The 23,589-nt window shown below is 39.4% G+C and carries 29 protein-coding genes; 27 read left to right on the plus strand and 2 right to left on the minus strand.

The annotated features are described in order from the left end of the window. Positions 1–253, minus strand: a 253-nt coding sequence (locus tag AB7942_RS25635; protein WP_369449050.1) for a hypothetical protein, incomplete at its 3' end; no start/stop codon positions are given. A 119-nt stretch (positions 254–372) separates the two neighbouring features. Here AB7942_RS25635 and AB7942_RS25640 point away from each other — a divergent pair. The 10 genes from AB7942_RS25640 to rsmI all read left to right on the plus strand — a co-directional run bounded on the left by AB7942_RS25640 (position 373) and on the right by rsmI (position 7,468). Next, positions 373–576: a sigma factor G inhibitor Gin gene (locus AB7942_RS25640; RefSeq protein ID WP_088084905.1), complete on the plus strand. Its 204-nt coding sequence runs from the start codon at positions 373–375 to the stop codon at positions 574–576. 142 nt (positions 577–718) lie between these two features. After that, on the plus strand, positions 719–2,158 hold the full coding sequence (locus AB7942_RS25645) for an aminotransferase class I/II-fold pyridoxal phosphate-dependent enzyme (RefSeq protein ID WP_369449051.1): 1,440 nt from the start codon (positions 719–721) through the stop codon (positions 2,156–2,158). Between the two features lie 32 nt (positions 2,159–2,190). Continuing rightward, positions 2,191–2,826 (plus strand): dTMP kinase, encoded by a 636-nt coding sequence (gene tmk, locus AB7942_RS25650; protein ID WP_088084907.1) that lies wholly within the window; start codon positions 2,191–2,193, stop codon positions 2,824–2,826. 128 nt (positions 2,827–2,954) lie between these two features. Then, positions 2,955–3,284, plus strand: coding sequence for a cyclic-di-AMP receptor (locus AB7942_RS25655; RefSeq protein WP_088084908.1), 330 nt, complete (start codon positions 2,955–2,957; stop codon positions 3,282–3,284). A 46-nt stretch (positions 3,285–3,330) separates the two neighbouring features. Beyond that, the gene (holB, locus tag AB7942_RS25660; RefSeq protein WP_369449052.1) at positions 3,331–4,338 is read left to right on the plus strand and encodes a DNA polymerase III subunit delta'; all 1,008 of its coding nucleotides are present in this window, start codon (positions 3,331–3,333) and stop codon (positions 4,336–4,338) included. Beyond that, entirely contained in the window at positions 4,331–5,158 is an 828-nt protein-coding gene (locus AB7942_RS25665) for a PSP1 domain-containing protein (RefSeq protein ID WP_088084910.1), read from the plus strand. The genes holB and AB7942_RS25665 overlap by 8 nt, the downstream gene beginning before the upstream one ends. Before the next feature lie 13 nt (positions 5,159–5,171). Next, the gene (yabA, locus tag AB7942_RS25670; protein WP_168241447.1) at positions 5,172–5,543 is read left to right on the plus strand and encodes a DNA replication initiation control protein YabA; all 372 of its coding nucleotides are present in this window, start codon (positions 5,172–5,174) and stop codon (positions 5,541–5,543) included. Between the two features lie 48 nt (positions 5,544–5,591). Then, complete coding sequence (locus AB7942_RS25675) at positions 5,592–6,341, plus strand: tRNA1(Val) (adenine(37)-N6)-methyltransferase (RefSeq protein WP_420490915.1); 750 nt, start codon at positions 5,592–5,594, stop codon at positions 6,339–6,341. Further along, on the plus strand, positions 6,331–6,618 hold the full coding sequence (locus AB7942_RS25680) for a GIY-YIG nuclease family protein (protein WP_369449053.1): 288 nt from the start codon (positions 6,331–6,333) through the stop codon (positions 6,616–6,618). The genes AB7942_RS25675 and AB7942_RS25680 overlap by 11 nt, the downstream gene beginning before the upstream one ends. Beyond that, positions 6,596–7,468, plus strand: coding sequence for a 16S rRNA (cytidine(1402)-2'-O)-methyltransferase (rsmI, locus tag AB7942_RS25685; protein WP_335401151.1), 873 nt, complete (start codon positions 6,596–6,598; stop codon positions 7,466–7,468). The genes AB7942_RS25680 and rsmI overlap by 23 nt, the downstream gene beginning before the upstream one ends. A 91-nt stretch (positions 7,469–7,559) precedes the next feature. On the opposite strand, the gene AB7942_RS25690 is transcribed toward rsmI, so the two are convergent. Continuing rightward, positions 7,560–7,850 (minus strand): transition state genes transcriptional regulator AbrB, encoded by a 291-nt coding sequence (locus AB7942_RS25690; protein WP_176525588.1) that lies wholly within the window; start codon positions 7,848–7,850, stop codon positions 7,560–7,562. Between the two features lie 479 nt (positions 7,851–8,329). On the opposite strand from AB7942_RS25690, the gene metG reads away from it, so the two are divergent. The 17 genes from metG to fin all read left to right on the plus strand — a co-directional run bounded on the left by metG (position 8,330) and on the right by fin (position 23,513). After that, positions 8,330–10,297, plus strand: a complete 1,968-nt coding sequence (gene metG / locus AB7942_RS25695; protein ID WP_369449054.1) for a methionine--tRNA ligase — start codon at positions 8,330–8,332, stop codon at positions 10,295–10,297. 185 nt (positions 10,298–10,482) lie between these two features. Next, positions 10,483–11,250: a TatD family hydrolase gene (locus AB7942_RS25700; RefSeq protein WP_088084917.1), complete on the plus strand. Its 768-nt coding sequence runs from the start codon at positions 10,483–10,485 to the stop codon at positions 11,248–11,250. Between the two features lie 235 nt (positions 11,251–11,485). Then, positions 11,486–12,667 carry a ubiquitin-like domain-containing protein gene (locus tag AB7942_RS25705; RefSeq protein WP_369449055.1) on the plus strand — a complete coding sequence of 394 codons (1,182 nt, stop codon included), beginning with the start codon at positions 11,486–11,488 and terminating at the stop codon, positions 12,665–12,667. Between the two features lie 211 nt (positions 12,668–12,878). After that, a complete protein-coding gene (gene rnmV / locus AB7942_RS25710) occupies positions 12,879–13,439 on the plus strand; it encodes a ribonuclease M5 (RefSeq protein WP_369449056.1) in 561 nt (186 codons plus the stop codon). Then, on the plus strand, positions 13,432–14,310 hold the full coding sequence (gene rsmA / locus AB7942_RS25715; RefSeq protein WP_088084920.1) for a 16S rRNA (adenine(1518)-N(6)/adenine(1519)-N(6))-dimethyltransferase RsmA: 879 nt from the start codon (positions 13,432–13,434) through the stop codon (positions 14,308–14,310). The genes rnmV and rsmA overlap by 8 nt, the downstream gene beginning before the upstream one ends. A gap of 109 nt (positions 14,311–14,419) precedes the next feature. Next, positions 14,420–15,304 (plus strand): sporulation peptidase YabG, encoded by an 885-nt coding sequence (yabG, locus tag AB7942_RS25720; RefSeq protein WP_369449057.1) that lies wholly within the window; start codon positions 14,420–14,422, stop codon positions 15,302–15,304. 209 nt (positions 15,305–15,513) lie between these two features. Then, positions 15,514–15,777 (plus strand): biofilm formation stimulator Veg, encoded by a 264-nt coding sequence (gene veg, locus AB7942_RS25725; RefSeq protein ID WP_066249244.1) that lies wholly within the window; start codon positions 15,514–15,516, stop codon positions 15,775–15,777. A gap of 122 nt (positions 15,778–15,899) precedes the next feature. Next, a complete protein-coding gene (locus AB7942_RS25730) occupies positions 15,900–16,085 on the plus strand; it encodes a small, acid-soluble spore protein, alpha/beta type (protein ID WP_369449058.1) in 186 nt (61 codons plus the stop codon). Between the two features lie 385 nt (positions 16,086–16,470). Next, a complete protein-coding gene (gene ispE / locus AB7942_RS25735; protein ID WP_369449059.1) occupies positions 16,471–17,340 on the plus strand; it encodes a 4-(cytidine 5'-diphospho)-2-C-methyl-D-erythritol kinase in 870 nt (289 codons plus the stop codon). A 56-nt stretch (positions 17,341–17,396) separates the two neighbouring features. Next, positions 17,397–18,215 carry a pur operon repressor gene (gene purR / locus AB7942_RS25740; protein ID WP_088084923.1) on the plus strand — a complete coding sequence of 273 codons (819 nt, stop codon included), beginning with the start codon at positions 17,397–17,399 and terminating at the stop codon, positions 18,213–18,215. A gap of 15 nt (positions 18,216–18,230) precedes the next feature. Continuing rightward, positions 18,231–18,605, plus strand: coding sequence for a RidA family protein (locus AB7942_RS25745; RefSeq protein WP_168241459.1), 375 nt, complete (start codon positions 18,231–18,233; stop codon positions 18,603–18,605). A gap of 153 nt (positions 18,606–18,758) precedes the next feature. Further along, positions 18,759–19,049 (plus strand): septation regulator SpoVG, encoded by a 291-nt coding sequence (gene spoVG / locus AB7942_RS25750; protein WP_003347151.1) that lies wholly within the window; start codon positions 18,759–18,761, stop codon positions 19,047–19,049. Positions 19,050–19,256: 207 nt separating this feature from the next. Next, a complete protein-coding gene (gene glmU / locus AB7942_RS25755; RefSeq protein WP_098933553.1) occupies positions 19,257–20,630 on the plus strand; it encodes a bifunctional UDP-N-acetylglucosamine diphosphorylase/glucosamine-1-phosphate N-acetyltransferase GlmU in 1,374 nt (457 codons plus the stop codon). Positions 20,631–20,653: 23 nt separating this feature from the next. Then, on the plus strand, positions 20,654–21,610 hold the full coding sequence (locus AB7942_RS25760) for a ribose-phosphate diphosphokinase (RefSeq protein ID WP_335439688.1): 957 nt from the start codon (positions 20,654–20,656) through the stop codon (positions 21,608–21,610). A gap of 159 nt (positions 21,611–21,769) precedes the next feature. Then, the gene (locus tag AB7942_RS25765) at positions 21,770–22,402 is read left to right on the plus strand and encodes a 50S ribosomal protein L25/general stress protein Ctc (RefSeq protein ID WP_369449060.1); all 633 of its coding nucleotides are present in this window, start codon (positions 21,770–21,772) and stop codon (positions 22,400–22,402) included. A 174-nt stretch (positions 22,403–22,576) separates the two neighbouring features. Then, entirely contained in the window at positions 22,577–23,137 is a 561-nt protein-coding gene (gene pth / locus AB7942_RS25770) for an aminoacyl-tRNA hydrolase (RefSeq protein WP_098933560.1), read from the plus strand. A gap of 145 nt (positions 23,138–23,282) precedes the next feature. Then, positions 23,283–23,513, plus strand: a complete 231-nt coding sequence (gene fin / locus AB7942_RS25775; RefSeq protein ID WP_168241463.1) for an anti-sigma-F factor Fin — start codon at positions 23,283–23,285, stop codon at positions 23,511–23,513. Positions 23,514–23,589 lie beyond the last annotated feature (76 nt).

The following is a 23,589-nucleotide window of genomic DNA, read 5'->3' on the forward strand; positions in this document are numbered from 1 at the left end:
GGACACGCGTCCCTGTGAGAGTAGGACGTTGCCAGGCAAATCTAAGACAACCAGAAATGGTTGTTTTTTTGTGTTTTCGAAGATTTATGTATGGGTGATCAGTAAATGATAATTGTGCCCATACAACAGAAAAAAAGCCATGGATCGTAACTAAAGAGGATACTAAAAGATTGTCTTTTTGTTTGTCATCTATAAGGACAATGACAATAGTAAAAAAGTACGAAGTGTTTTCAAAGAAATTACGAATAGACATACACCCAATTGCTAATTGTTACATAATATATTAATTAAGATGACGGCGAAAAGATTATTCGAAAAATTGTATACAAATAGGCACATAAGGGCAGAATGGACTGTATGGAGGTGGAGGGATTGAGTTCATTATTAGCACAGAAGTATCATGAGGAAACGTGCGTTATTTGTGAAAATCAAAAACCAAAGGGCATACATCTATACACTTCATTTATTTGTACAGAATGCGAAAATGATTTAATACAAACAGATACAAAGGATCCAAAATATAAATACTTTCTCAAACAACTGAAAAAAATAACCACACCAGAAATTTTTTCATAAAAGTCCATTATGGGCTTATTTTTTTGCATTCAAATGAGATTGAGCACTGATTTTTTGTTAGAATGAAGTGAAACTCCGGCAGTGGGGGGTTCTTGCCTGCTAATAAGGCTGAATAAACGAAGCTCTTAGAAGGAAGGAACAAATGAATAATCAATTAAAAACACCTTTGTATGATGTGTTAATCGACCATGTCAAAAAGAACCCTATTTCCTTTCATGTCCCTGGACATAAATATGGTACTATAAATCACCGAGATGCAACTCGTTATTTTAAGCAGATTTTACAAATAGATGCGACGGAGTTATCGGGGTTAGATGATCTACATTCGCCAGAAGGGGCGATACTTGAGGCTGAGTCACTATTAGCTAGCCTATTTCAGACCCAAAAGAGTTATTTCCTTGTGAATGGTTCCACCGTAGGCAATCTAGCAATGATTATGGCAGCTTGCTCAGATGGAACAAAAGTTCTTGTTCAAAGAAATTGCCATAAATCCGTTTTAAATGGACTAAGCTTGGCAAAAGCTGATCCCGTGTTTCTCGAGCCTGAATTTGACCAGGAGTGGAAAGTCCCTTCTGGTATACGAATAGAAACGGTTAAAGAAGCTATTAACTTATATCCGGATGCAAAAGCACTCATTTTGACTTATCCGAGCTACTATGGAATGGCATATGATTTACAAGAAATAATCAAAGAAGCACATCTGCATGATATCCCTGTATTAGTGGATGAGGCACATGGACCACATTTTATTCTTGGCGGACCTTTCCCATCGTCAGCCCTTCAATGGGGTGCAGATGTTGTGGTTCAATCGGCACATAAGACACTCCCGGCCATGACAATGGGATCCTTTTTGCATGTGAATAGCCAGTTGATTAATGGCAATAAGGTAAAGGAATACTTAGCCATGTTCCAATCAAGCAGCCCGTCCTATCCGATTATGGCATCCTTGGACCTGGCCAGAAATTATTTAGCTACATATAAACCAAACGATTTAACCTTTCTTTTGAATGAAATCCAACGCTTTAAAGAAATGTTGGCGGAAATTTCAGCAATCCGGGTGTTAGAATACCCAAATGATAACGGCGATCCTTTAAAATTAACCATCCAGTCCCGCTCAGGGTTAAATGGCTTTGAGCTCCAAAGAAGATTAGAAGAGGTATCCATTTATACAGAATTAGCCGATCCACATAATGTGCTCTTTATTCTTCCTTTATTAAAAGAAGGTCAAAGCTTTCCTTTGGAAGAAGCAGTCCTGAAAATTAAGAAGGCACTAGCTGGTATACCTTTAAATGACGCCCAAGAGGTGTTTGAGGTGGCTAGTCAAAAAATCTCAACGTTAGCGATCCCTTTTAAAGAAATGGGTAATTTAATGGTAAAAGAAGTAGATATATCTGCAGCGATAGGTGAGGTATGCTCTGAAACGATTATTCCCTACCCCCCGGGTATTCCCTTGCTGATAAAGGGTGAAAGGATAACAAAAGAGAAACTCAGTCAACTCGCCAGCCTGTTAAAATCAGGAGCTAGATTTCAAGGCGGCGCCCGATTAAAAGATGGTCTTATAAAGACCTTTTACACATCTTAAGAGATAGATACAGTTTTGGAGGTTTTATTTAAATGGATAAAGGAATATTTATAACGTTTGAGGGCCCGGATGGTGCGGGAAAGTCGACCATTATTAACATGGTTGCTCAGGAGTTTGGAAACGTACTGCTAACGCGTGAACCAGGCGGGATTGATATTGCGGAGCAAATTCGATCCGTCATTTTAGATAAAGAAAATACCGCGATGGACCCTCGGACAGAAGCCTTACTCTATGCTGCTGCAAGAAGGCAGCATTTGATAGAAAAGGTGAAACCAGCCTTAGCAGAGGGGAAAATCGTGTTGTGTGACCGGTTTGTTGATAGTTCTTTGGCTTACCAAGGCTATGCACGCGGGTTAGGAATTGATGAAGTTTTTGTAATCAACCAATTTGCGATTGAAAATTTGATGCCTGAGTTAACGATCTACTTTGATATCGAACCAGAGTTAGGCTTAAAGCGGATCAACAAAAATAAAGGCAGAGAGATTAATCGATTGGATTTAGAAAACCTGGAATTCCACCAAAAGGTTAGCACAGGTTATCATCTATTAATCGAACGCTTTCCAGATAGAATTAAGTCTATTGATGCTTCCGGCACAGTGGAAGAGGTTTTTCAAGAAACCCTAAAAATAATAGTAGAAAAATTAGCAAAAAGAAAGCCTTCCCTATAAGGCTTTTTTTGTATCCTAAAAGAAATATGTAGGCGTCCCTGCCATTACGAATGTAAGGAACTCTGTTACCTGTTATAATATAGGAAACAACAAAACTAGATTGGGATATAAAAGAGAGGGTGGTTCTTATGAAACTTATCATAGCTGTTGTACAGGACCAGGATAGCAATCGGTTATCAAAGGCACTAGTAGATAACAATTTTAGGGCAACAAAACTAGCGAGTACAGGTGGATTTCTGAAGTCAGGTAACACGACCTTTATGATTGGTACTGAGGATATTCGCGTGGACCGGGCCCTCCAAATTATTAAGGACAACTGCAGATCCAGAGAACAGTTAGTTGCCCCTGTTTCACCAATGGGTGGAAATGCAGACTCGTATGTCCCATATCCTGTTGAAGTTGAGGTTGGCGGGGCAACCGTATTTGTCCTTCCAATTGAGCAATACATGCATTTTTAAGCCTAGTGAATGTCGGTTAATTTTATAAAGTAAGAGAGTGATGAGCTTGGTAAAATCATGGGAACAGCTAGAAGAGCTTCAGCCAACTGTGTTAAACATGTTAAAAAACAGTTTAGTGAAAAATCGAGTGGCCCATGCGTACCTTCTTGAGGGCATTAGAGGGACAGGTAAGCGGGAAATTGCGTTGTTACTGACAAAGTCCCTATTTTGCGAGTCCATCATTGATCGTTATAAACCTTGTGAAGAATGCAATAATTGTCGTCGAATCAATCATGGCAACCATCCTGATGTTCATATTGTTGAGCCGGATGGATTATCCATTAAGGTTGACCAAATCAGAAGCCTGCAGGTTGAGTTTTCCAAAAAGGGATTAGAATCTTTGAAAAAGGTTTATTTGCTTATCCATGCAGATAAAATGAGTGTCAGTGCGTCCAATAGTTTACTGAAATTTTTAGAGGAACCCAATCCCGGGACAGTTGCCTTTCTATTAACAGAACAGCCGCAGAAAATTCTACCAACGATCCTTTCGAGGTGCCAAATACTAACATTTCATCCATTATCACCTCAAGTTATGATTAAACAATTGGTGGAAAACGGCGTAGAACCGCTAAAGGCTCCGCTACTTGCTCAATTGACCAATAGCTTGGATGAAGCACATAAATTAAATGTCGATGAATGGTTTGCACAAGCTCAAAAAATAGTGGTAAAATTATATGAGGTGTTGAAAAAAAATCCGTTAGAGGCTATGGTAACGCTTCAGACTGAGTGGTTTCCACACTTTAAAGATAAAGAACAAATTCACCGTGGTTTAGACCTTTTACTTCTTATTTTTAAGGATTTACTATATATACAATTAGATAGGCAGGAGCAAATTGTTTTTCGAGAGGAAAATGAACGGTTGCAACAATTTGCATTGCAAACATCTGGACGGCGCATATCGGATCAAATGTCAGCTATTCTTGATGCAAAAAGAAAGCTTGAGAGGAATATGAATCCTCAGCTGATGATGGAACAGCTTGTGTTAAAATTGCAGGAGGGATCTTCATTTGTATGATGTTGTAGGAGTACGCTTTAAAAAAGCGGGGAAAATCTATTATTTTGATCCAGGGGACCTCTCTATAGAAAAAGATGACTTTGTGATTGTCGAAACAGTTCGTGGAGTTGAGTATGGTAAAGCAGTCATCGCTCGCAAACAGGTGGAGGAGCATGATGTTGTCCTTCCACTAAAAAAAGTGGTGAGAATTGCCGACCCGAAGGATCGAATGATTGTTGAAGAGAATAAGCAAGCCGCAAAAGAAGCTTATGAAGTTTGTAATGAAAAAGTGAATGAGCATCAACTGGATATGAAACTAGTCGATGTGGAATATACATTTGATCGAAATAAAGTCATCTTCTACTTTACGGCTGATGGAAGAGTTGATTTCCGTGAGCTTGTGAAGGATTTAGCAGCTATTTTTAGGACGAGAATTGAATTACGACAGATTGGTGTCCGCGATGAAGCGAAGATGCTTGGTGGTATCGGTCCCTGTGGGAGAATGTTATGCTGTTCGACCTTTTTAGGGGATTTCGATCCAGTTTCGATAAAAATGGCGAAGGATCAGAACCTTTCATTGAATCCTACAAAAATATCTGGATTATGCGGCAGGCTGATGTGTTGTTTAAAATATGAAAATGATGAATATGAATCTGCTAAAGCATTGCTGCCGGATTTAGGGGAATTCATTGAAACACCACAGGGTAGAGGAAAAGTAGTAGGATTAAATATATTAGAGCGGGTACTGCAGGTTGAACTAAAGGAACAGGATCGAGTTCTGGAGTATACCTTGGAGGAAATCAATAAAGAAGGTGCCTTTTCTATACAATCCACAGATTAACGAGGTGGAAGACGTGGATAAAAAAGAAATATTTGAATCAGTAAGTAATATGGAAACACAAATTGGACATCTTTACCAGCAGCTGGGGGAATTAAAGCAGCATTTAGCCGAAATACTAGAAGAGAATCATTATTTAAAGCTTGAAAATGAACATTTGAGACGTCGTTTAGATGTAACGACTGAAGCGGAAAAAAAGGTAACAGAGAATAAAAAAGGGGCAGTCCTGCCCGAGTCTCCGGGGGTAAAGCCATTTGATGTTGGGGAAGGATATGATAACCTCGCCCGACTCTATCAAGAAGGGTTTCATATCTGTAACCTTCATTTTGGAAGTTTACGCAAGGAAGGCGATTGTTTATTCTGTCTTTCCTTTCTTAATAAGAAATAACCTTAAGAGGCTGACAAAAATCAGCCTCTATTTTCATACATTTAGGGGATGGATAATTTGGTCAACTTGAAGGAAGATGAACGGTTAGATTATTTATTAGCGGAAAACTTAAGGATTATCCAAAGTCCGTCTGTTTTTGCCTTTTCCCTTGATGCCGTTTTACTAGCAAGATTTGTATATGTTCCGATTCAAAAAGGGAACTTAATTGACCTCTGCAGCGGGAATGGTGTCATCCCTTTATTTCTAAGTGCACGAACAAAGGGCCAGATTACTGGTGTTGAAATACAGGAACGGCTATACGATATGGCGGTAAGAAGCATTGAATATAATGGACTAGAACCCCGACTGCAAATGATTCATGGTGATATCAAGGATATGCCAAAACAGCTGGGCCATGGGCAATTTGATGTCGTCACTTGCAATCCTCCGTATTTTACAACGGCGTCAAAGGAAGAGATGAATCCCAATGAACATCTAGCGATTGCCCGTCATGAAATTCTTTGTACACTAGAGGATGCGGTCAAGGCTTCAAGTCAATTGGCAAAACAAGGCGGCAAGGTGGCTTTTGTTCACCGACCGGGGCGACTGCTGGATATCATTACATTGATGAGACAATACCGGCTTGAACCCAAACGAATTCAATTTGTCTATCCGAAGAGGGGGAAAGAGGCTAATACGCTTTTAATTGAGGCAATTAAGGATGGCAGTCCGGATCTAAAAATTTCTCCACCGTTATTTGTTTATAATGATAACAATGAATATACACCAGAAATTAGAGAGATTTTATATGGAGAATAGCGATCACTATTTTTATGTACTTACCTGTAAGGACGGTAGTTTATATGGTGGATATACGAATAATCTTGAACGCCGGATTAAGCTTCATAATGAAGGAAAAGGGGCAAAATATACGCGGGGCAGAGGTCCGGTCGAACTTACATACTATAGAAGCTATGAAAATAAAGGGGAAGCGCTAAGGGCAGAATACTCCTTTAAGCAATTAAGCAGGAAGAAAAAAGATGAATTTTTAATAAAAGAAACAGGTGATGTGTATGTGGCAGCAAAAAAGCTTTGAGAATGAAGCTACGAAGGGGATCTTATATCTTATTCCCACACCAATTGGTAATTTAGAAGATATGAGCTTCCGTGCGATTCGATTATTAAAAGAGGCAGACTTAATTGCTGCAGAGGATACAAGAAATACAAAGAAGCTTTGCAATTACTTTGAAATTGGAACTCCTGTTGTAAGTTATCATGAACACAATAAAGAAACGAGCGGCGATAAATTGATTCAAAAAGTAAAGGAAGGGTTAAAGATTGCGCTCGTAAGTGATGCGGGTATGCCCGCTATTTCAGATCCAGGTTATGAGCTGGTTGCAGCGGCCATTGAAGAAAAGGTAACAGTCGTACCGTTACCAGGTGCAAATGCTGCACTAACATCATTAATTGCCTCCGGTTTAGTGTGCCAGCCCTTTTACTTTTTTGGCTTTTTGAATCGAAACAAGAAAGAAAAGCGGGCGGAGTTAGAACACTTAAAGTGGCAGTCAGCTACGTTAATCTTTTATGAATCACCACATCGCCTAAAAGAAACGCTTTCGATTATGTCAGATGTCCTCGGTAACCGGAAGATCGCAATTTGCAGGGAGTTAACGAAAAAGTATGAGGAATTTATTCGAGGAACGATCGAAGAAGTAATCGCTTGGACCACGCAGGATGAAATCCGCGGAGAGTTTTGCTTGATTGTTGAGGGGACGGATCAGCAACAAGAGGAAGAACCAAGCTGGTGGCACAATTTAACGCTGGAAGAACATGTGAATCACTATATTTCTGAAAAAAATATCCCTTCGAAGGAAGCGATCAAACTAACAGCGAAAGATCGTGACATAAATAAAAGAGAAGTGTATCAGGCCTATCATGTCGAATAGATAGAGCTTAAGTGGGATACACCGCTGAACGTTTGTTTCCGCTTTTCACAGAAAAAAGCTCCAGCACTAATTGAAGTGCCGGAGCTTTCTATTATTTTACTAATTCAAAGTTGTTTTGGATTTCTTGTAATAACTGTTCTGCACCTTCACGGCTAAGAATTAATTTACCGCCAGCAAGAGTTAAATTATCATCAGATACTTCTCCTGTAACTTGGCAAGTCATATTTGGCTTGTATTTCTTTAAGATAATACGCTCATCATCAACGTAAATTTCAAGAGCATCTTTTTCAGCGATACCAAGAGTACGTCTTAATTCGATTGGAATAACCACACGGCCTAACTCATCAACTTTACGAACAATACCAGTAGATTTCATTTTTATGATCTCCTCTCACATTTGCAATTATTTTTTTCTCTATCTATTTATTCGTCATTATTCGACAAAATTTTCATAACCTAATAATACAAGAAATTCCCATATCCGTCAATTATTTTATTTGGAAAATTAATAGTAAATTTATTAAATTAAGATGATCGTTGATTTAACAACGTTTTTTCTAAAAATTACCTATATTTAGCAGTAAATAATACTATTGGATTGTGGATAAAACAACTGTTCAATTCTTTACTTTTTCGACAAACTTCAACATAAATTGATGCGATTGAACTATATATCCTTCGTAGGAATAGAAACCTTTATGGGTGTAATAGGAATATATGAAAAAATAAAGGGATCAGGTAAATGAGCGCCTCCTTGCACAAAAGTTGGTTTTTCGGTATATTTTGAGGATAGAAGCGGGAAAAAAGAGGCAATAATGGTTAAATAGAGCTTTGGACTCGCAAAATAGCGGAGGGATTAAGATGGAGAATAAATTAAAGACTTTTTACCTAACGACACCGATTTACTATCCAAGCGGTAATTTACATATTGGGCATGCGTATACAACTGTTGCAGGTGATGCAATGGCCCGTTATAAGCGGATGCGCGGCTATGATGTTATGTACTTAACTGGAACGGATGAGCATGGGCAGAAAATTCAAAGGAAAGCTGAAGAAGCAGGGATTACTCCGCAGCAGTATGTCGATGAAATTGTCGATGGAATTAAAGAATTATGGAAAAGACTCGATATTTCTTATGATGATTTTATCCGAACAACGGATGAAAGACATAAACAAGTCGTTGAAAAGATGTTTGCGAGACTGCTTGAACAAGGAGATATTTATCTCGATCAGTATGAAGGCTGGTACTGTACACCATGTGAATCCTTTTATACAGACCGACAGTTAACGGATGGAAATTGTCCGGATTGTGGCCGTCCGGTGGAAAAGGTTAAAGAAGAATCATACTTTTTTAGAATGAGTAAATATGTAGATCGTCTTTTGCAGTACTACGAGGAAAATCCCGATTTCATCCAACCTGAATCTCGAAAAAATGAAATGATTAATAACTTTATCAAACCTGGCCTGGAGGATCTTGCTGTTTCAAGGACAACGTTTGATTGGGGGATCAAGGTGCCGGGGAATCCAAGGCATGTTATTTATGTTTGGATTGATGCCCTTTCCAACTATATTACGGCACTTGGTTATGGAACAGAAAATGATGCAAAATATTTAAATTACTGGCCAGCCGATGTTCACTTAATGAGTAAGGAAATTGTACGTTTCCACACCATCTATTGGCCAATTATGCTAATGGCATTAGATATTCCACTGCCCAAAAAGGTATTTGCCCATGGCTGGCTGTTAATGAAGGATGGAAAAATGTCCAAATCCAAAGGGAATGTGGTTGACCCTGTCACCTTAATTGATCGTTATGGTCTGGATGCACTTCGTTATTATTTATTAAGGGAAGTGCCGTTTGGGGCGGATGGTGTATTTACACCGGAAGGATTTGTTGAAAGAATCAACTTTGACTTAGCCAATGATTTAGGAAATCTTTTAAATCGTACGGTCGCAATGATTGAAAAATACTTCAACGGTGTGATACCTGATTATTCCGGCTCTACTGGGGAATTTGATGCATCGCTGCTGCAGGTCAATCTAGATACCGTTAATAAATATGAGGAAGCAATGGAGAAAATGGAGTTTTCTGTTGCGTTAACTTCGATTTGGCAATTAGTCAGCCGGACGAATAAGTATATCGATGAAACAAAACCTTGGACATTGGCAAAGAATGAGGAGAATAAAGGTGAGCTCGCTAGTGTAATGGTTCATCTGGCCGAATCCTTACGAAGAATTGCGATTTTACTGCAGCCATTCCTAACACGTACACCGAATTCCATCTTTACGCAGCTGGGTATTCAGGATGAGAGCCTTAAAACATGGGAAGGCCTCTCTGATTTTGGTGTCATTCCAAGCGGAACAAAAGTCGAAAAGGATGCACCGATATTCCCAAGACTTGAAATTGCTGAGGAAGTAGAATTTATTAAGACGAAAATGCAAGGTTCTGCTCCCGTAGTTGAAGAAAAGAAAGAAGAAAAGCCGGAAGAAAAACCTGAAGAAATCGATGAAATTGCCATTGACGATTTTATGAAAATTGATTTAAGGGTAGCCGAAGTTGTCCAAGCAGAGCCTATTAAAAAGGCGGATAAATTGCTTAAGCTTCAGCTTGATTTAGGCTATGAAAAGCGTCAGGTCGTTTCTGGAATTGCCCAATATTATAAGCCGGAAGAATTAGTTGGTCGAAAGGTCATTTGTATAACCAATCTAAAACCAGTTAAACTTCGTGGTGAACTTTCACAGGGAATGATCCTAGCAGGTTCAAAAGATGGTCAACTTTCACTGGCAACCGTCGATCAAACATTACCGAATGGTTCCAAGGTGAAATAAAGGTTAATAACTTTACAAGAAAAGCGCCTGCACAAGGCGCTTTTCAATGTTACACGTGGAACATTTTTCGTGATATTTCTATTTATTACTTGGTTATTGTTGAATATTGGCATTTCCAACGCGAATAAGAAAATGTTAGCGAAAAATAAAGTTCTTATTGAAAAAAATGGTGAAGGAGCAAAACTATGCTATTTGATACCCATGTACATTTAAATGATGACCAATATAACGAAGATTTAGAAGAAGTGATCACCAGGGCTCAAAGTGAGGGAGTCACTACTATGGTCGTGGTCGGGTTTGACCGCAAGACCATTCAAAGGGCAATGGAATTAGCTGATAGCTATGATTTTATCTTTGCCTGCATTGGGTGGCATCCTGTTGATGCGATCGACATGACCGAGGAGGATTTACGTTGGATAGAGGAATTAACTGCCCATCCAAAGGTAGTTGCCATCGGTGAAATGGGCTTGGATTATCATTGGGACAAATCTCCAAAGGATATTCAGAAGGAAGTTTTTCGAAAACAAATCAGACTTGCTAAAAAGGTTAATCTCCCAATCGTGATTCATAATCGCGAAGCAACAGCTGATATTGTGGAAATTTTAAAGGAAGAAGATGCCGAAGAAGTAGGCGGGATTATGCATTGCTTTAGCGGCAGCCCTGAAGTGGCGAAGGAATGCGTGAAAATGAACTTTTATATTTCTCTTGGCGGCCCTGTTACCTTCAAAAATGCCAAAAAACCGAAAGAAGTAGCTGCAGAAATTCCACTCGATAAACTATTAATAGAAACAGATTGCCCGTATTTGGCTCCCCATCCCTACCGTGGGAAAAGAAATGAGCCTAGTTATGTAAAATTAGTAGCTGAACAAATTGCCGAAATAAAAGGATTGACAATCGAAGAAGTAGCAGAAGCAACGACACGAAATGCTAAAAAATTATTCGCCATAAAATGATAGGGGAATTTGTCGAAGCTGGTGGAAGCTTGTCTTATATTTTAGCGATAACAAAAAGTTCTACATGTCTCCTTTTCTACATAGGATAACCGTGTCGATAAGTTTATCTTTGCAATTTTCCCAACTTTGTGCATAATTAGAAATACCTTCGCACAGTATGCAAAGATTAACAGCCGACAGCATGGTTCATTAATCTCTCTAAGAAAAGGAGGCGTTTTTCATCGTATTCAAAAACATGAAAAACCTGTTTTCCAAGTCTTTGAGCCGGAAGACATTGACCATTGCTTTTGCTAGTTTCGTAGTTTTGCTGACAACTCTTGGTATTCTTTTTTACGAAGGATCAAAGAAAACTGTTGCCATCACTCTTAACGATCAGCAAAAGGTCGTGAAAACACATGCAGATACCATCAAAGAATTATTAGATGAATTGGATGTATCCACCCGCTCACAAGACTATTTGCAACCTAAGGCGAATGCAAAGGTGAAGGACCACCTGAAAGTCGAATGGAAGCAAGCTAACCAGGTTCACATTGTCAAGGACAACGAGAAAAAAACGATCTGGACGACAGCTGATACAGTAGCTGAACTCCTAAAAGAGCAGAAAATTGTTTTGAGCAAACATGACCAAATCTCACCTAGACCGCAAGCAGCAATACAAGATAAGATGAAGATTGGAATAAAAGAAGCATTTCATCTTACATATGTTGACGGCGGTAAAAAGCAACAAGTTTGGGCCACTTCGGCTACGGTCGCTGACTTTTTATCACAACAGGGCATTCAGTTAAGCACACTAGACCGAGTTGAACCGTCATTAACAGAAACCATCTCAGAGAATGGTGTTGTTAACGTCATTCGAGTAGAAAAAGTCACCGATGTAGTGGAAGAACCTGTTCAATTTGCTGTAGTAACCAAAAAGGATGAAAGTTTAGAAAAAGGCAAAGAAAAGATCATTACCGAAGGCAAGCACGGTCGCGTTTCTAAACAATATGAAGTCCTAATTGAAAATGGCAAAGAAGTAACTAGAAAATTAATTAGTGAGCAGAAGATTGCAGAAAAGCAAGATAAAGTTGTGGCTGTCGGAACGAAGGATTTATCGTTACAAGTTTCACGTGGTGCAGATGAGTCGGGACAGGAGTTTTACGTTACTGCAACTGCTTATACAGCGTATTGTAATGGCTGTTCAGGTAGAACAGCAACGGGACTTAATCTCCGAGCTAACCCGAACATGAAGGTAATTGCCGTTGACCCAAGGGTTATTCCGCTGGGAACGAAGGTGTATGTTGAAGGCTACGGCTATGCTGTAGCAGCTGACACAGGAGGGGCAATTAAAGGATATATCATTGATTTATTCATGCCATCCAATCAGGATTGCTACCGCTGGGGGCGAAAAAAAGTAAAGATTAAAATTTTAAATTAGTTTACAATTTGCAGAGGGTCCTATCCTCTGCATTTTGCTTTTTTCATAAATTTCTTTATACTAACATCGAATACATATTGATAAAATGCTTCATCTTTATTTTACTTTATTGTATGAATGGATTCAATAATATAGACGATGTACATTACAAAAATGTTTCAAGTTTTTTTCATTTTTTATTTTTTTTATTACGGAGGCTCACACTTTTAAAATGAAGATTAAAGAAATTATAGTTGTGGAAGGTAAAGACGATACTACAGCGATTAAACGGGCAATCAATGCAGATACAATTGAAACAAATGGTTCAGCTGTAAATGAAACCACCATTGAAAAGGTAAGACGTGCTCAACAGTCCCGAGGCGTAATTATTTTTACGGACCCTGATTTTCCTGGTGAAAAAATTAGAAAGACGATCGCTGAGGCTGTTCCTGGTTGTAAACACGCATTTTTAACGAAGGAAGCAGCTACGGGAAAAGCAGGGGAAAGCCTCGGTGTGGAACATGCAAGTCCTGAAGCCATCCAAGAGGCGCTAAAGGATGCCCAGACCATGCGTGAAACGTTTATAGAGGAAATAACGCAAGAGGACCTACTTACAGCTGGTCTTATCGGCGGTGAAGGGGCTAAAGAAAGAAGAATCATGTTGGGAAAAATTTTAAAAATTGGTTATACCAATGGAAAACAGCTTCATAAGCGCTTAAATGTATTCCAAATCAGTAAGCAGGAATTCGCTGAAGCACTAAGGGTTGTAAGTCAGGAGGAACTACATGAATAAAGATATAGCTACACCGGTAAGGACAAAAGATATTCTTAAAAAATACGGATTTTCATTTAAAAAGAGCCTTGGCCAAAACTTTTTAATTGATACAAATATTTTGAAAAAGATTGTTAGCTTTGCGAATTTAACAGAAGATTCTGGTGCGATTGAAATCGGACCAGGAATTGGTGCGCTTACTGAGCAATTGGCCCGCACAAGCAAAAAGGTCGTCGCCTTCGAGATTGATCAACGTTTATTACCAATCTTAAATGATACCTTATCACCCTACCCCAATGTAAAAATCATACATAACGATGTATTAGAGGCAGATGTGGCAGAAGTTATTAGCGAAGAATTTAATGATATGGACGATATCATGGTGGTTGCTAATTTACCCTATTATGTTACAACGCCGATCATCATGAAGCTTCTTGAAGAGCATTTACCCATCCGCGGGATTGTTTGTATGCTCCAAAAAGAGGTAGCAGACCGGATTTCTGCACGGCCAGGGACGAAGGACTATGGCTCACTTTCCATCGCCGTTCAGTATTACACAGAGGCAGAAACAGTAATGATCGTTCCAAAAACGGTTTTTGTGCCGCAGCCGAATGTGGATTCTGCCGTCATCAGGTTAACCAGGAGGGAACATCCCGCTGTTACGGTCACAGATGAAACATTCTTTTTTCAAGTGACCAGGGCCAGCTTTGCGCAACGAAGAAAAACCCTGCTTAATAATTTAACAAGCCAGCTACCCGAGGGTAAGCAAAAGAAAGAAGACATCCTCCAGGCCTTAAGTGCAAGCGGAATCGATCCTGCTAGAAGAGGAGAAACCCTTTCCTTAGAGGAATTTGGCCGCTTAAGCGAAGAATTATATCCGTTTTTCCACTAGACCCTTTTTATAGGGTCTATTTTTTTTCACAAGAAAGCAAAGGTTTGCATAGCCTATGAGAGAAACTTTATTTAAAGGCCCTTTTGCTGGTCTTATTGGAGTGACGGCAGTGGATATAAAATTAATGGATATTGTCGGCAGGCGTTCGTATAATTGTGACATTCTATTTCGCGTGATAGATGTTCGAAAAATAAACGACCAGAAATTTGCAGTCCTATACGGAGAAGACTTTCGCCTTGTGGCAGACGCACCATACGAAGATTTGGTCGTCATCGACGATAATCAAAGAGTCAGGTTGAAGAATGAATACCGGACGCTAGAGGAACAATCTTTTAAGCTGTTTAAACAGGATGTTGAATTAATCAAGAACCGTCAGGAATATGAAGCGACCGGCGGATATGTAAAACCAAGTAATTATTTTCAAATGCCAGGCAAGGTTCTCCATCTGGATGGTGATTCATCCTATTTGAAGAAATGCATGACACTGTATGAAAAAGTGGGAATCCCTGTTTTAGGTATACACTGTAATGAAAAAGAAATGCCAGAAAAAATAGGGGAATTGATTGATTTATACCGCCCGGATATTCTTGTTATTACAGGACATGACGCGTATTCAAAGGCAAAAGGAAAAATGACGGATATTAATGCATATCGCCATTCCAAACATTTCGTCCAAACGGTCAAGGAAGCACGAAAAAAGATTCCCCACTTAGATCAGTTGGTTATTTTTGCAGGAGCATGTCAATCGCACTTTGAATCATTGATTCATGCTGGGGCAAATTATGCCAGTTCTCCCTCGAGAATTAACATCCACGCCCTCGACCCAGTCTATATTGTCGCCAAAATCAGCTTTACACCTTTTATGGAGAGAATTAGTGTCTGGGACGTGTTAAGGAACACATTAACAGGTCAAAAGGGACTTGGAGGAATTGAAACAAGAGGAGTGTTACGAACGGGAATGCCTTATCGGCCAATCCAAGAAGAGGATGAATAAGCCTTTGCTGTCCGATAAGGCTTATTTTTTTTATTTCTGAGCCGATACATATTCCCATCCAAATAAGGTAACGATAAAAATGTTGAAATTTAGAAGAAAAAGTAGAATAAAAAATATTGACAATCTTTTTGTTTGACTGATATAATTTATGTTTTTGTTTGACATGACTATGTCAGTGTGTTATACTTTACACAGTGAGGTGGACCGAAATGCCAAAAACCTTAGCCGATATTAAAAAGGCTCTTGACACAAATTTAGGGAAAAGATTACTGCTTAAAGCCAACGGAGGACGAAGGAAGACGATTGAACGTTCCGGTGTTTTAGCTGAAACTTATCCATCTGTTTTTGTTATTGAATTAGATCAGGATGAAAACTCATTTGAACGTGTTTCTTACAGCTATGCAGATGTATTAACAGAAACAGTTCAAATTACTTTCTACGAAGATGCATCAGGACATTTAGCCTTAAATTAGAATATAAGCAATACACAGCGGTAAACATTTGTTTACTGCTTTTTGCTATTTTAAAACAGTTTCATGAAAACTCTATATCTATCCCATACTAACAATGCTGTAGTATGAAGGGGGTTGTTTAGATGGGCAGAAGAAGAGGGATTATGTCCAATCGCTTTAAAGAGGAGCTTGCGAAAGAGCTTGGCTTTTATGATGTCGTTCAAAAAGAAGGATGGGGCGGCATCAAGGCAAAGGATGCAGGGAATATGGTCAAGCGTGCCGTTGAACTTGCACAAGAACATTTGGCTAATCAGGGTCCAAGAGTTTAACTTTTAAATAAGTCACTTCCGCTTTTGATATTAATCAATCACATACTTCAGCGAGACCAGAGGACAATCTCCTCTGGCTTTCTTTTTCTCCAATTTATGACCCTTTTCTTAAAAAACTAATAATAAAATATGAAATTTGATAGGATTTATCATATCTCACGTCTTAGTTTTATCATTTTGTGGTAAAATAGGACAAAATGTGGATTTCCGGACTAAGAAAAGTGGAAGCGCTCGTTTAGCGGCGTATGGACTGGAGCGCTCCAACTGAGTTAAAGGAAACACGAAGAGCGTTAGCGCATTCGTGCTTGACTTATCGTAGGGCGGAGAGCGAAGTCCACTAGCCGCTGGGCGCAGGAACTGGACAATAAAGAAGTAGGTGGACGTAGTGAAGCTTTTAGTAAAAGCCCCGGCCAAAATAAATTTAGCATTAGATGTTTTACACAAACGATCAGACGGTTTTCATGAGGTGGAGATGATTATGACCACTATTGATTTGGCTGACCGGGTTGAATTATCGTTATTAAACGATGATAAAATACATATTCATTCCCACAATCGCTATGTCCCTGATGACCAGCGTAATTTAGCCTTTCAAGCTGCACAGCTCTTGAAGGATCGATTTAATGTAAAAAAAGGTGTGCTGATTTCGATTGAAAAGACGATTCCCGTTGCGGCTGGACTTGCGGGGGGAAGCAGTGATGCTGCTGCCACTTTAAGAGGTTTAAATAAACTTTGGAATCTCGGTTTAACAATGGATGAATTGGCCGAACTAGGAAGCGAAATTGGATCAGATGTTTCATTTTGTGTCTATGGAGGTACTGCTTTGGCAAAGGGAAGAGGGGAAATGATTACCGAAATACCTGCCCCTCCGACATGTTGGGTGATCCTTGCGAAGCCCTTTATTGGGGTTTCAACAGCTGAAGTATACCGAAGACTAGATACCAATAAAATGGCCCATCCAAACATTCCGGGAATGATTGAAGCAATAAAGGAACATGATTACCAAAAGGTGTGTACAAACGTGGGGAATGTTTTAGAAGATGTTACCTTAAACCTTCACCCTGAAGTTGCATTAATAAAAGAACAAATGAAGCGTTTTGGTGCAGATGCCGTATTAATGAGCGGCAGCGGTCCAACTGTTTTTGGAATTGTTCAGCATGATTCAAGAATGCATCGAATTTATAATGGATTAAGAGGATTCTGTGACCAAGTATTTGCGGTCCGCATGTTAGGGGAACGGCACTCACTTGATTAAAAACGTACGAAAATGGTATTCTATAACTAGAATATTCGTGTTTTTGGGGGCATGTTATGAAATTTCGCCGCAGTGAACGTTTGATTGATATGACAAATTATTTACTAGATCATCCTCGGCAACTAGTTCCGCTAACTTTTTTTGCAGATCGTTATTCATCTGCGAAATCATCGATTAGTGAAGATTTGGGTATCATCAAAGAGACGTTTGAAAAAAGAGGAATTGGAACTATACAAACAGTGCCAGGGGCTTCAGGCGGGGTAAAGTTCTTTGTAAAAGTAAGTCAAGAAGCAGCAGAACCTTTTATCAATGAATTGTGTGAATTAATTGCTAAACCTGACAGGCTTTTACCTGGTGGATATTTATATTTAACTGATATATTAGGGGATCCTCAAGTAGTGCAAAACGCGGGCCGCATTATTGCCTCTGCCTATACAGATGCAAAGATTGACGTGGTCATGACCGTTGCTACAAAAGGAATTCCGCTTGCCTATGCTGTGGCAAGTCAGTTAAATGTTCCAGTTGTCATCGTCCGAAGAGATAGTAAAGTAACGGAGGGACCGACAGTAAGTATTAATTATGTGTCCGGTTCAGCCAAAAGAATCCAAACCATGGTCCTTTCAAAACGAAGCATGAAACAGGATTCACGCGTTCTTATTGTCGATGATTTTATGAAGGCTGGCGGAACTGTCATGGGAATGATCAGCATGCTTGAGGAATTTAATGGGCATCTGGCTGGGATTGCAGTTTTAGTAGAGGCAGAAAAAATTCAGGAGCGTCTAGTCGATGAATATATTTCCCTCGTTCAGTTATCTGATGTGGATGTGAAGGAAAAAAAGATTAATGTTCAAGTTGGAAATTATTTTACTAAATAATTGGAGGGAATTTGGATGAAAACAGTTCAAACAAATCAAGCACCGGCGGCTATTGGCCCATACTCGCAAGGAATTACCGTAAATAATATGTTCTATAGCTCAGGGCAAATTCCATTAACAGCTGATGGAGCCTTGGTAACCGGCGATATTAAAGAACAAGCTCACCAAGTTTTTCAAAATTTACAGGCAGTTTTAACAGCTGCTGGTGCGTCTTTTGAAACAGTCGTTAAGACAACTGTATTTATTAAAAATATGGATGATTTCGCTTCATTAAACGAGGTATATGGTGAATATTTCTCAATCCATAAACCTGCTCGTTCGTGCGTCGAGGTTGCCCGCTTACCAAAAGATGTTTTAGTTGAAATTGAAGTTGTCGCACTCGTCAAGTAATTTGATTAATTTCTGTTAATTTACTCCCGTGTTTACAATTGTTCACTATTTTGCCCTAATTTTTCTAAAATATTTTGAATATAAAGAAGGATTTCTGAAAAAGTTGTTGAATTTAATTATTTAGCTTTTTATATCAGAAAAGGGTGTGAGCACATGGAAGTAACTGACGTAAGATTACGCCGAGTTAATACGGATGGACGCATGAGAGCGATTGCATCAATCACTTTGGACAATGAATTTGTTGTTCATGACATTCGTGTTATTGACGGGAACAACGGTTTATTTGTAGCTATGCCAAGCAAACGTACTCCAGATGGAGAATTTCGTGACATTGCGCATCCAATTAATTCAGGAACGCGCGGTAAAATCCAAGAAGCTGTTTTGGCTGAGTACCACCGTTTAGGTGAATTAGAAGTAGAATTTGAAGAAGCCGGAGCTTCCTAAGGATTTTTACAACTAGGGCCTTTCTTCTATGAAGGCTCTTTTTATTGTTTTTTAGTTAACCCCATCCCCTTTATTACCTCTATTTTTATATCCTCATAAATTAACTCATTATTACAAAATTAGACTCTTCCCTCACATACCTTGAAAAGAGCGCCCATTTACGTTAATATTTTTAATGGATAAAAAGGTTAATTGGAGGACTTAAACATGCATAATCGTTATGCTGTGATTTTGGCTGCAGGGCAAGGAACGCGGATGAAGTCAAAGCTATATAAAGTATTACACCCGGTATGCGGAAAACCAATGGTACAACACGTGGTTGACCAAGTAATGAAGCTTAATATACAAGAAGTTGTCACAATTATTGGTCATGGGGCAGAAATGGTGCAAGCACAGCTGGGCGATAGCAGTCGGTATGCTCTCCAGGATCAGCAGTTAGGTACTGCCCATGCTGTTAGTCAGGCACAGAGCCTGCTCGAAGGGAAAGCAGGAGTGACGATTGTTGTTTGTGGGGATACTCCTCTAATCAAGGCTGAAACGATGGAGTCTCTGTTTAAACATCATGAAGAGTTAGCTGCAAAAGCTACTATCCTCACTGCGAGAATTGAAGACCCAACAGGATACGGCCGAATTATTCGTAATAAAAAAGGCTTAGTTGAAAAAATTGTTGAGCATAAAGACGCCTCTGAAGAGGAAAGAAAGATTAATGAAATCAATACTGGTACTTATTGCTTCGATAATCTTGCATTATTTGAAGCCTTAAAGAATGTTTCAAATGAAAATGTTCAAGGGGAATATTATTTACCAGATGTGATAGAAATTCTAAAAAAACAGGGGGAAGTTGTCACAGCTTTCCAAACAGATGAATTTGAAGAAACATTAGGTGTGAATGACCGCGTGGCTTTAGCAGAAGCAGAACGAATTATGCGTGGCCGTACGAATGCAGCACATATGCGGAATGGGGTAACGATTATTGATCCGGCGAACACCTATATAGAAACAGAGGTTGAAATAGGGCAGGATACAGTTATCTATCCAGGAACGATGATCAAAGGCAAAACAGTGATTGGAGCAGAATGTCAGATTGGACCAAACTCTGAAATCGTTTCGTGTGAAATTGGCGCTGAAACGGTAATCCGTCAATCAGTTGCCCATAATAGCTCAATCGGTGCTCAAGTCAACATTGGGCCATTTGCCCATATTCGTCCAGAATCAGCGATCCAGGATGAAGTGAAGATTGGCAATTTTGTCGAAATTAAAAAGGCTGTCTTTGGAAAAGGAAGCAAAGCCTCCCATCTCAGCTATATTGGTGATGCTGAGGTAGGTTCCGATGTAAACATTGGCTGTGGCTCGATTACAGTGAATTATGACGGTAAAAATAAATTCTTAACAAAAATAGAAGATGGAGTCTTTATTGGCTGCAATTCAAATCTAGTTGCGCCTGTTACGATTAAGAAGGGTGCATATGTGGCCGCTGGTTCAACGATTACAAAAGATGTACCAAGTGAGGCCTTATCGATTGCCCGGGCAAAGCAAGTGAATAAGGAAAATTACGTTCAAAAGCTTAATCTAAAGAAATAGGCTAAGAAATTTAGGAGGCTATTATGTCGAATCAATATTTAGACCCAAATCTTAAGGTATTTAGTTTAAATTCCAATCTTCCCCTTGCAAGAGAAATTGCTAAAGTCATCGGTGTTGAATTAGGTAAATGTTCTGTCACAAGATTTAGTGATGGAGAAATTCAAATCAATATTGAAGAAAGTATTCGTGGTGGTGATGTGTATGTCATCCAATCGACTAGCCAGCCGGTAAATGAAAATATCATGGAATTATTAATCATGATTGATGCATTAAAAAGAGCTTCTGCTAAAACGATTAATATTGTGATGCCATACTATGGCTATGCACGTCAGGATCGTAAGGCGCGTGCTCGTGAGCCGATTACAGCTAAATTAGTGGCAACCCTGCTTGAAACGGCAGGAGCAACCCGTGTGATCTGTCTTGATCTGCACGCACCACAAATTCAAGGATTCTTTGATATTCCTACGGATCATTTAATGGGTGTACCTATTTTAGCTGACTATTTTAAAACTAGAGATTTCAATAGCGAAATTGTCATCGTTTCTCCAGACCATGGCGGCGTAACTAGAGCTCGGAAATTAGCGGAACGGATGAAAGCTCCAATTGCGATTATCGATAAACGCCGCCCAAGACCAAATGTCGCTGAAGTGATGAATATCGTAGGTAACATTGAAGGGAAAACGGCGATTTTAATTGATGATATTATCGATACAGCCGGAACCATCACACTCGCTGCGAACGCTTTAATTGAAAACGGTGCATCAGAAGTTTATGCTTGCTGTACCCATCCTGTCTTATCGGGTCCTGCAATCGAAAGGATTCAAAATTCAAAAATTAAAGAATTAGTGATCACTAATTCCATTGCACTTCCAGAAGAGAAAAAGATTGATAAGATTATTAACTTATCTGTAGCGCCACTGCTTGGTGAAGCAATTATTCGTGTTCATGAGGAGCAATCAGTAAGTACTTTGTTTGATTGATGATAAGAATGAAGGGTCTGGCCTCTTTGGTCAGATCCTACTTTTGCTTATGTATAGTTACCTATTTTGGAATAAACAGTCCAAAAAAATGTTTAGACCGCCCTCTTTTGGGGCATTTTTATATAGACAGTTTTTGATAAAATAGGAGGGTAACTAAACATGAGTACTGTACTACAGGCAAAAGAACGGAAGGAATTCCGTCATTCCGCATTAAAGGCCATTAGAAAAAACGGGGACATCCCCGCGATTATTTATGGTGCGAAGGTCGATAATAAGCCCGTGTCGATTAGTTCAGCAGACTTAACAAAGACGATCCGTCAAGTGGGCAGGAATGGTGTTATTTCTCTTGATGTAGATGGCAGTAAACAGGATGTAGTCTTAACCGAATACCAAGAGGACTCTATTAAAAAGGAAATCATACACGTTGATTTCTTAGCTGTAGATAAATCCTCAAAAATTAATGTGGATGTAAGACTTGTTCTCGTTGGGGATGCAGCAGGAGTAAAAGATGGCGGCGTGATGCAGCAACCGCTTCATCAATTAGCAGTTACATCGACACCGGATAATATTCCACCGCAAATTGAAGTGGATGTAACAAACCTACAAGTAGGTGAAACGTTAACCATTGCCGACATTCTATATCAAGGATCTTCTTTTACGATTAACCATGAGAATGATGAGGTAATCGCTTCGATTCTTCCACCGAAGGTAGAAGAGGAAATTAATGCAGGTGAACAACAAGCACCGGGACATCCTGATAATGAAGAAGGAAGAGAGACCACTCCGGAATAGAAAAGCAATAACACTTGGGCTAGACAATGTTCCATTCGCAATGTAAATTAAGAGTTAGAAGGCGTAATCCTCTTCAGGTTACGTCTTTTATCGCATTAAATATTCATGGGAGAAAAATCTATGTTTCGTAAAATATTTAAAAGGTTGGCTAAGCCAGAAGAGGTGGGACCCCAGATGAAGTTAATCGTTGGTTTAGGTAACCCAGGAAAACAATATGACCAGACGAGGCACAATATTGGTTTTGAAGTCATTGATGCTCTATCGAGTAAATTTGCGATCCCACTTAACCAGTCCAAATTTAAAGGACTGTATGGGATTGGTTTTTATAGTGGTGAAAAAGTAATTTTATTAAAACCGCTTACTTATATGAATTTATCTGGAGAGTCAATCAGAGCGGTCATGGATTATTATGATATTGACATAGAAGATCTGCTCGTGATTTATGATGATCTGGATTTGCCAGTCGGGAAGATTAGACTTCGGCAAAAAGGGAGTCCAGGCGGACATAACGGGATTAAGTCCACAGTAGCCCATCTTGGAACACAGCAGTTCAACAGAATAAGGATTGGAATTGACCGCCCTCAGCCTGGAATGAGTGTGCCTGATTATGTTCTAGGACGTTTTCATCCGGACGAAAAGGCTCCAACTGAGGATGCAGTGAAAAAAAGTGCTGAAGCCTGCTCTGCATGGCTGGAGAAGCCCTTCTTGCAGGTCATGAATGAATATAATCAGTAAATTATTCATGACACAAGCCATTGTTTCATACAATAAAGCATTAAAACGAAATGGAAGGATCATCATACGAGCGGTTAATCTAATGAATAAGTTCCTCCTAGTAGGTTAATACTAATAAGGAATCCTAGATTAGGGAGGGACAGGCGTGGCTATCCATTACCATTGTCGTCATTGTGGTACGAAACTTGGTTCAATTGATAAAGCATCGATACACAGCGAAAGCCTCGGTCTTCATAAATTAACAGATCAAGAAAGACTGGAAATGGTTGCGTATGACTCGTCCGGCGATATTCACATCACAGCCATTTGTGAAGACTGTCAGGAAGCTTTAGAGCGGAATCCAGATTACCATCAATACGATTTCCTTATTCATTAACCCAGCTTTGGAGTACCGTCCAAAGCGTTTTTCTATTTATAATTTACTAACATAAGAACGTTATTAATATGAATTT

It is taken from the genome of Neobacillus sp. BF23-41 (assembly GCF_041106275.1).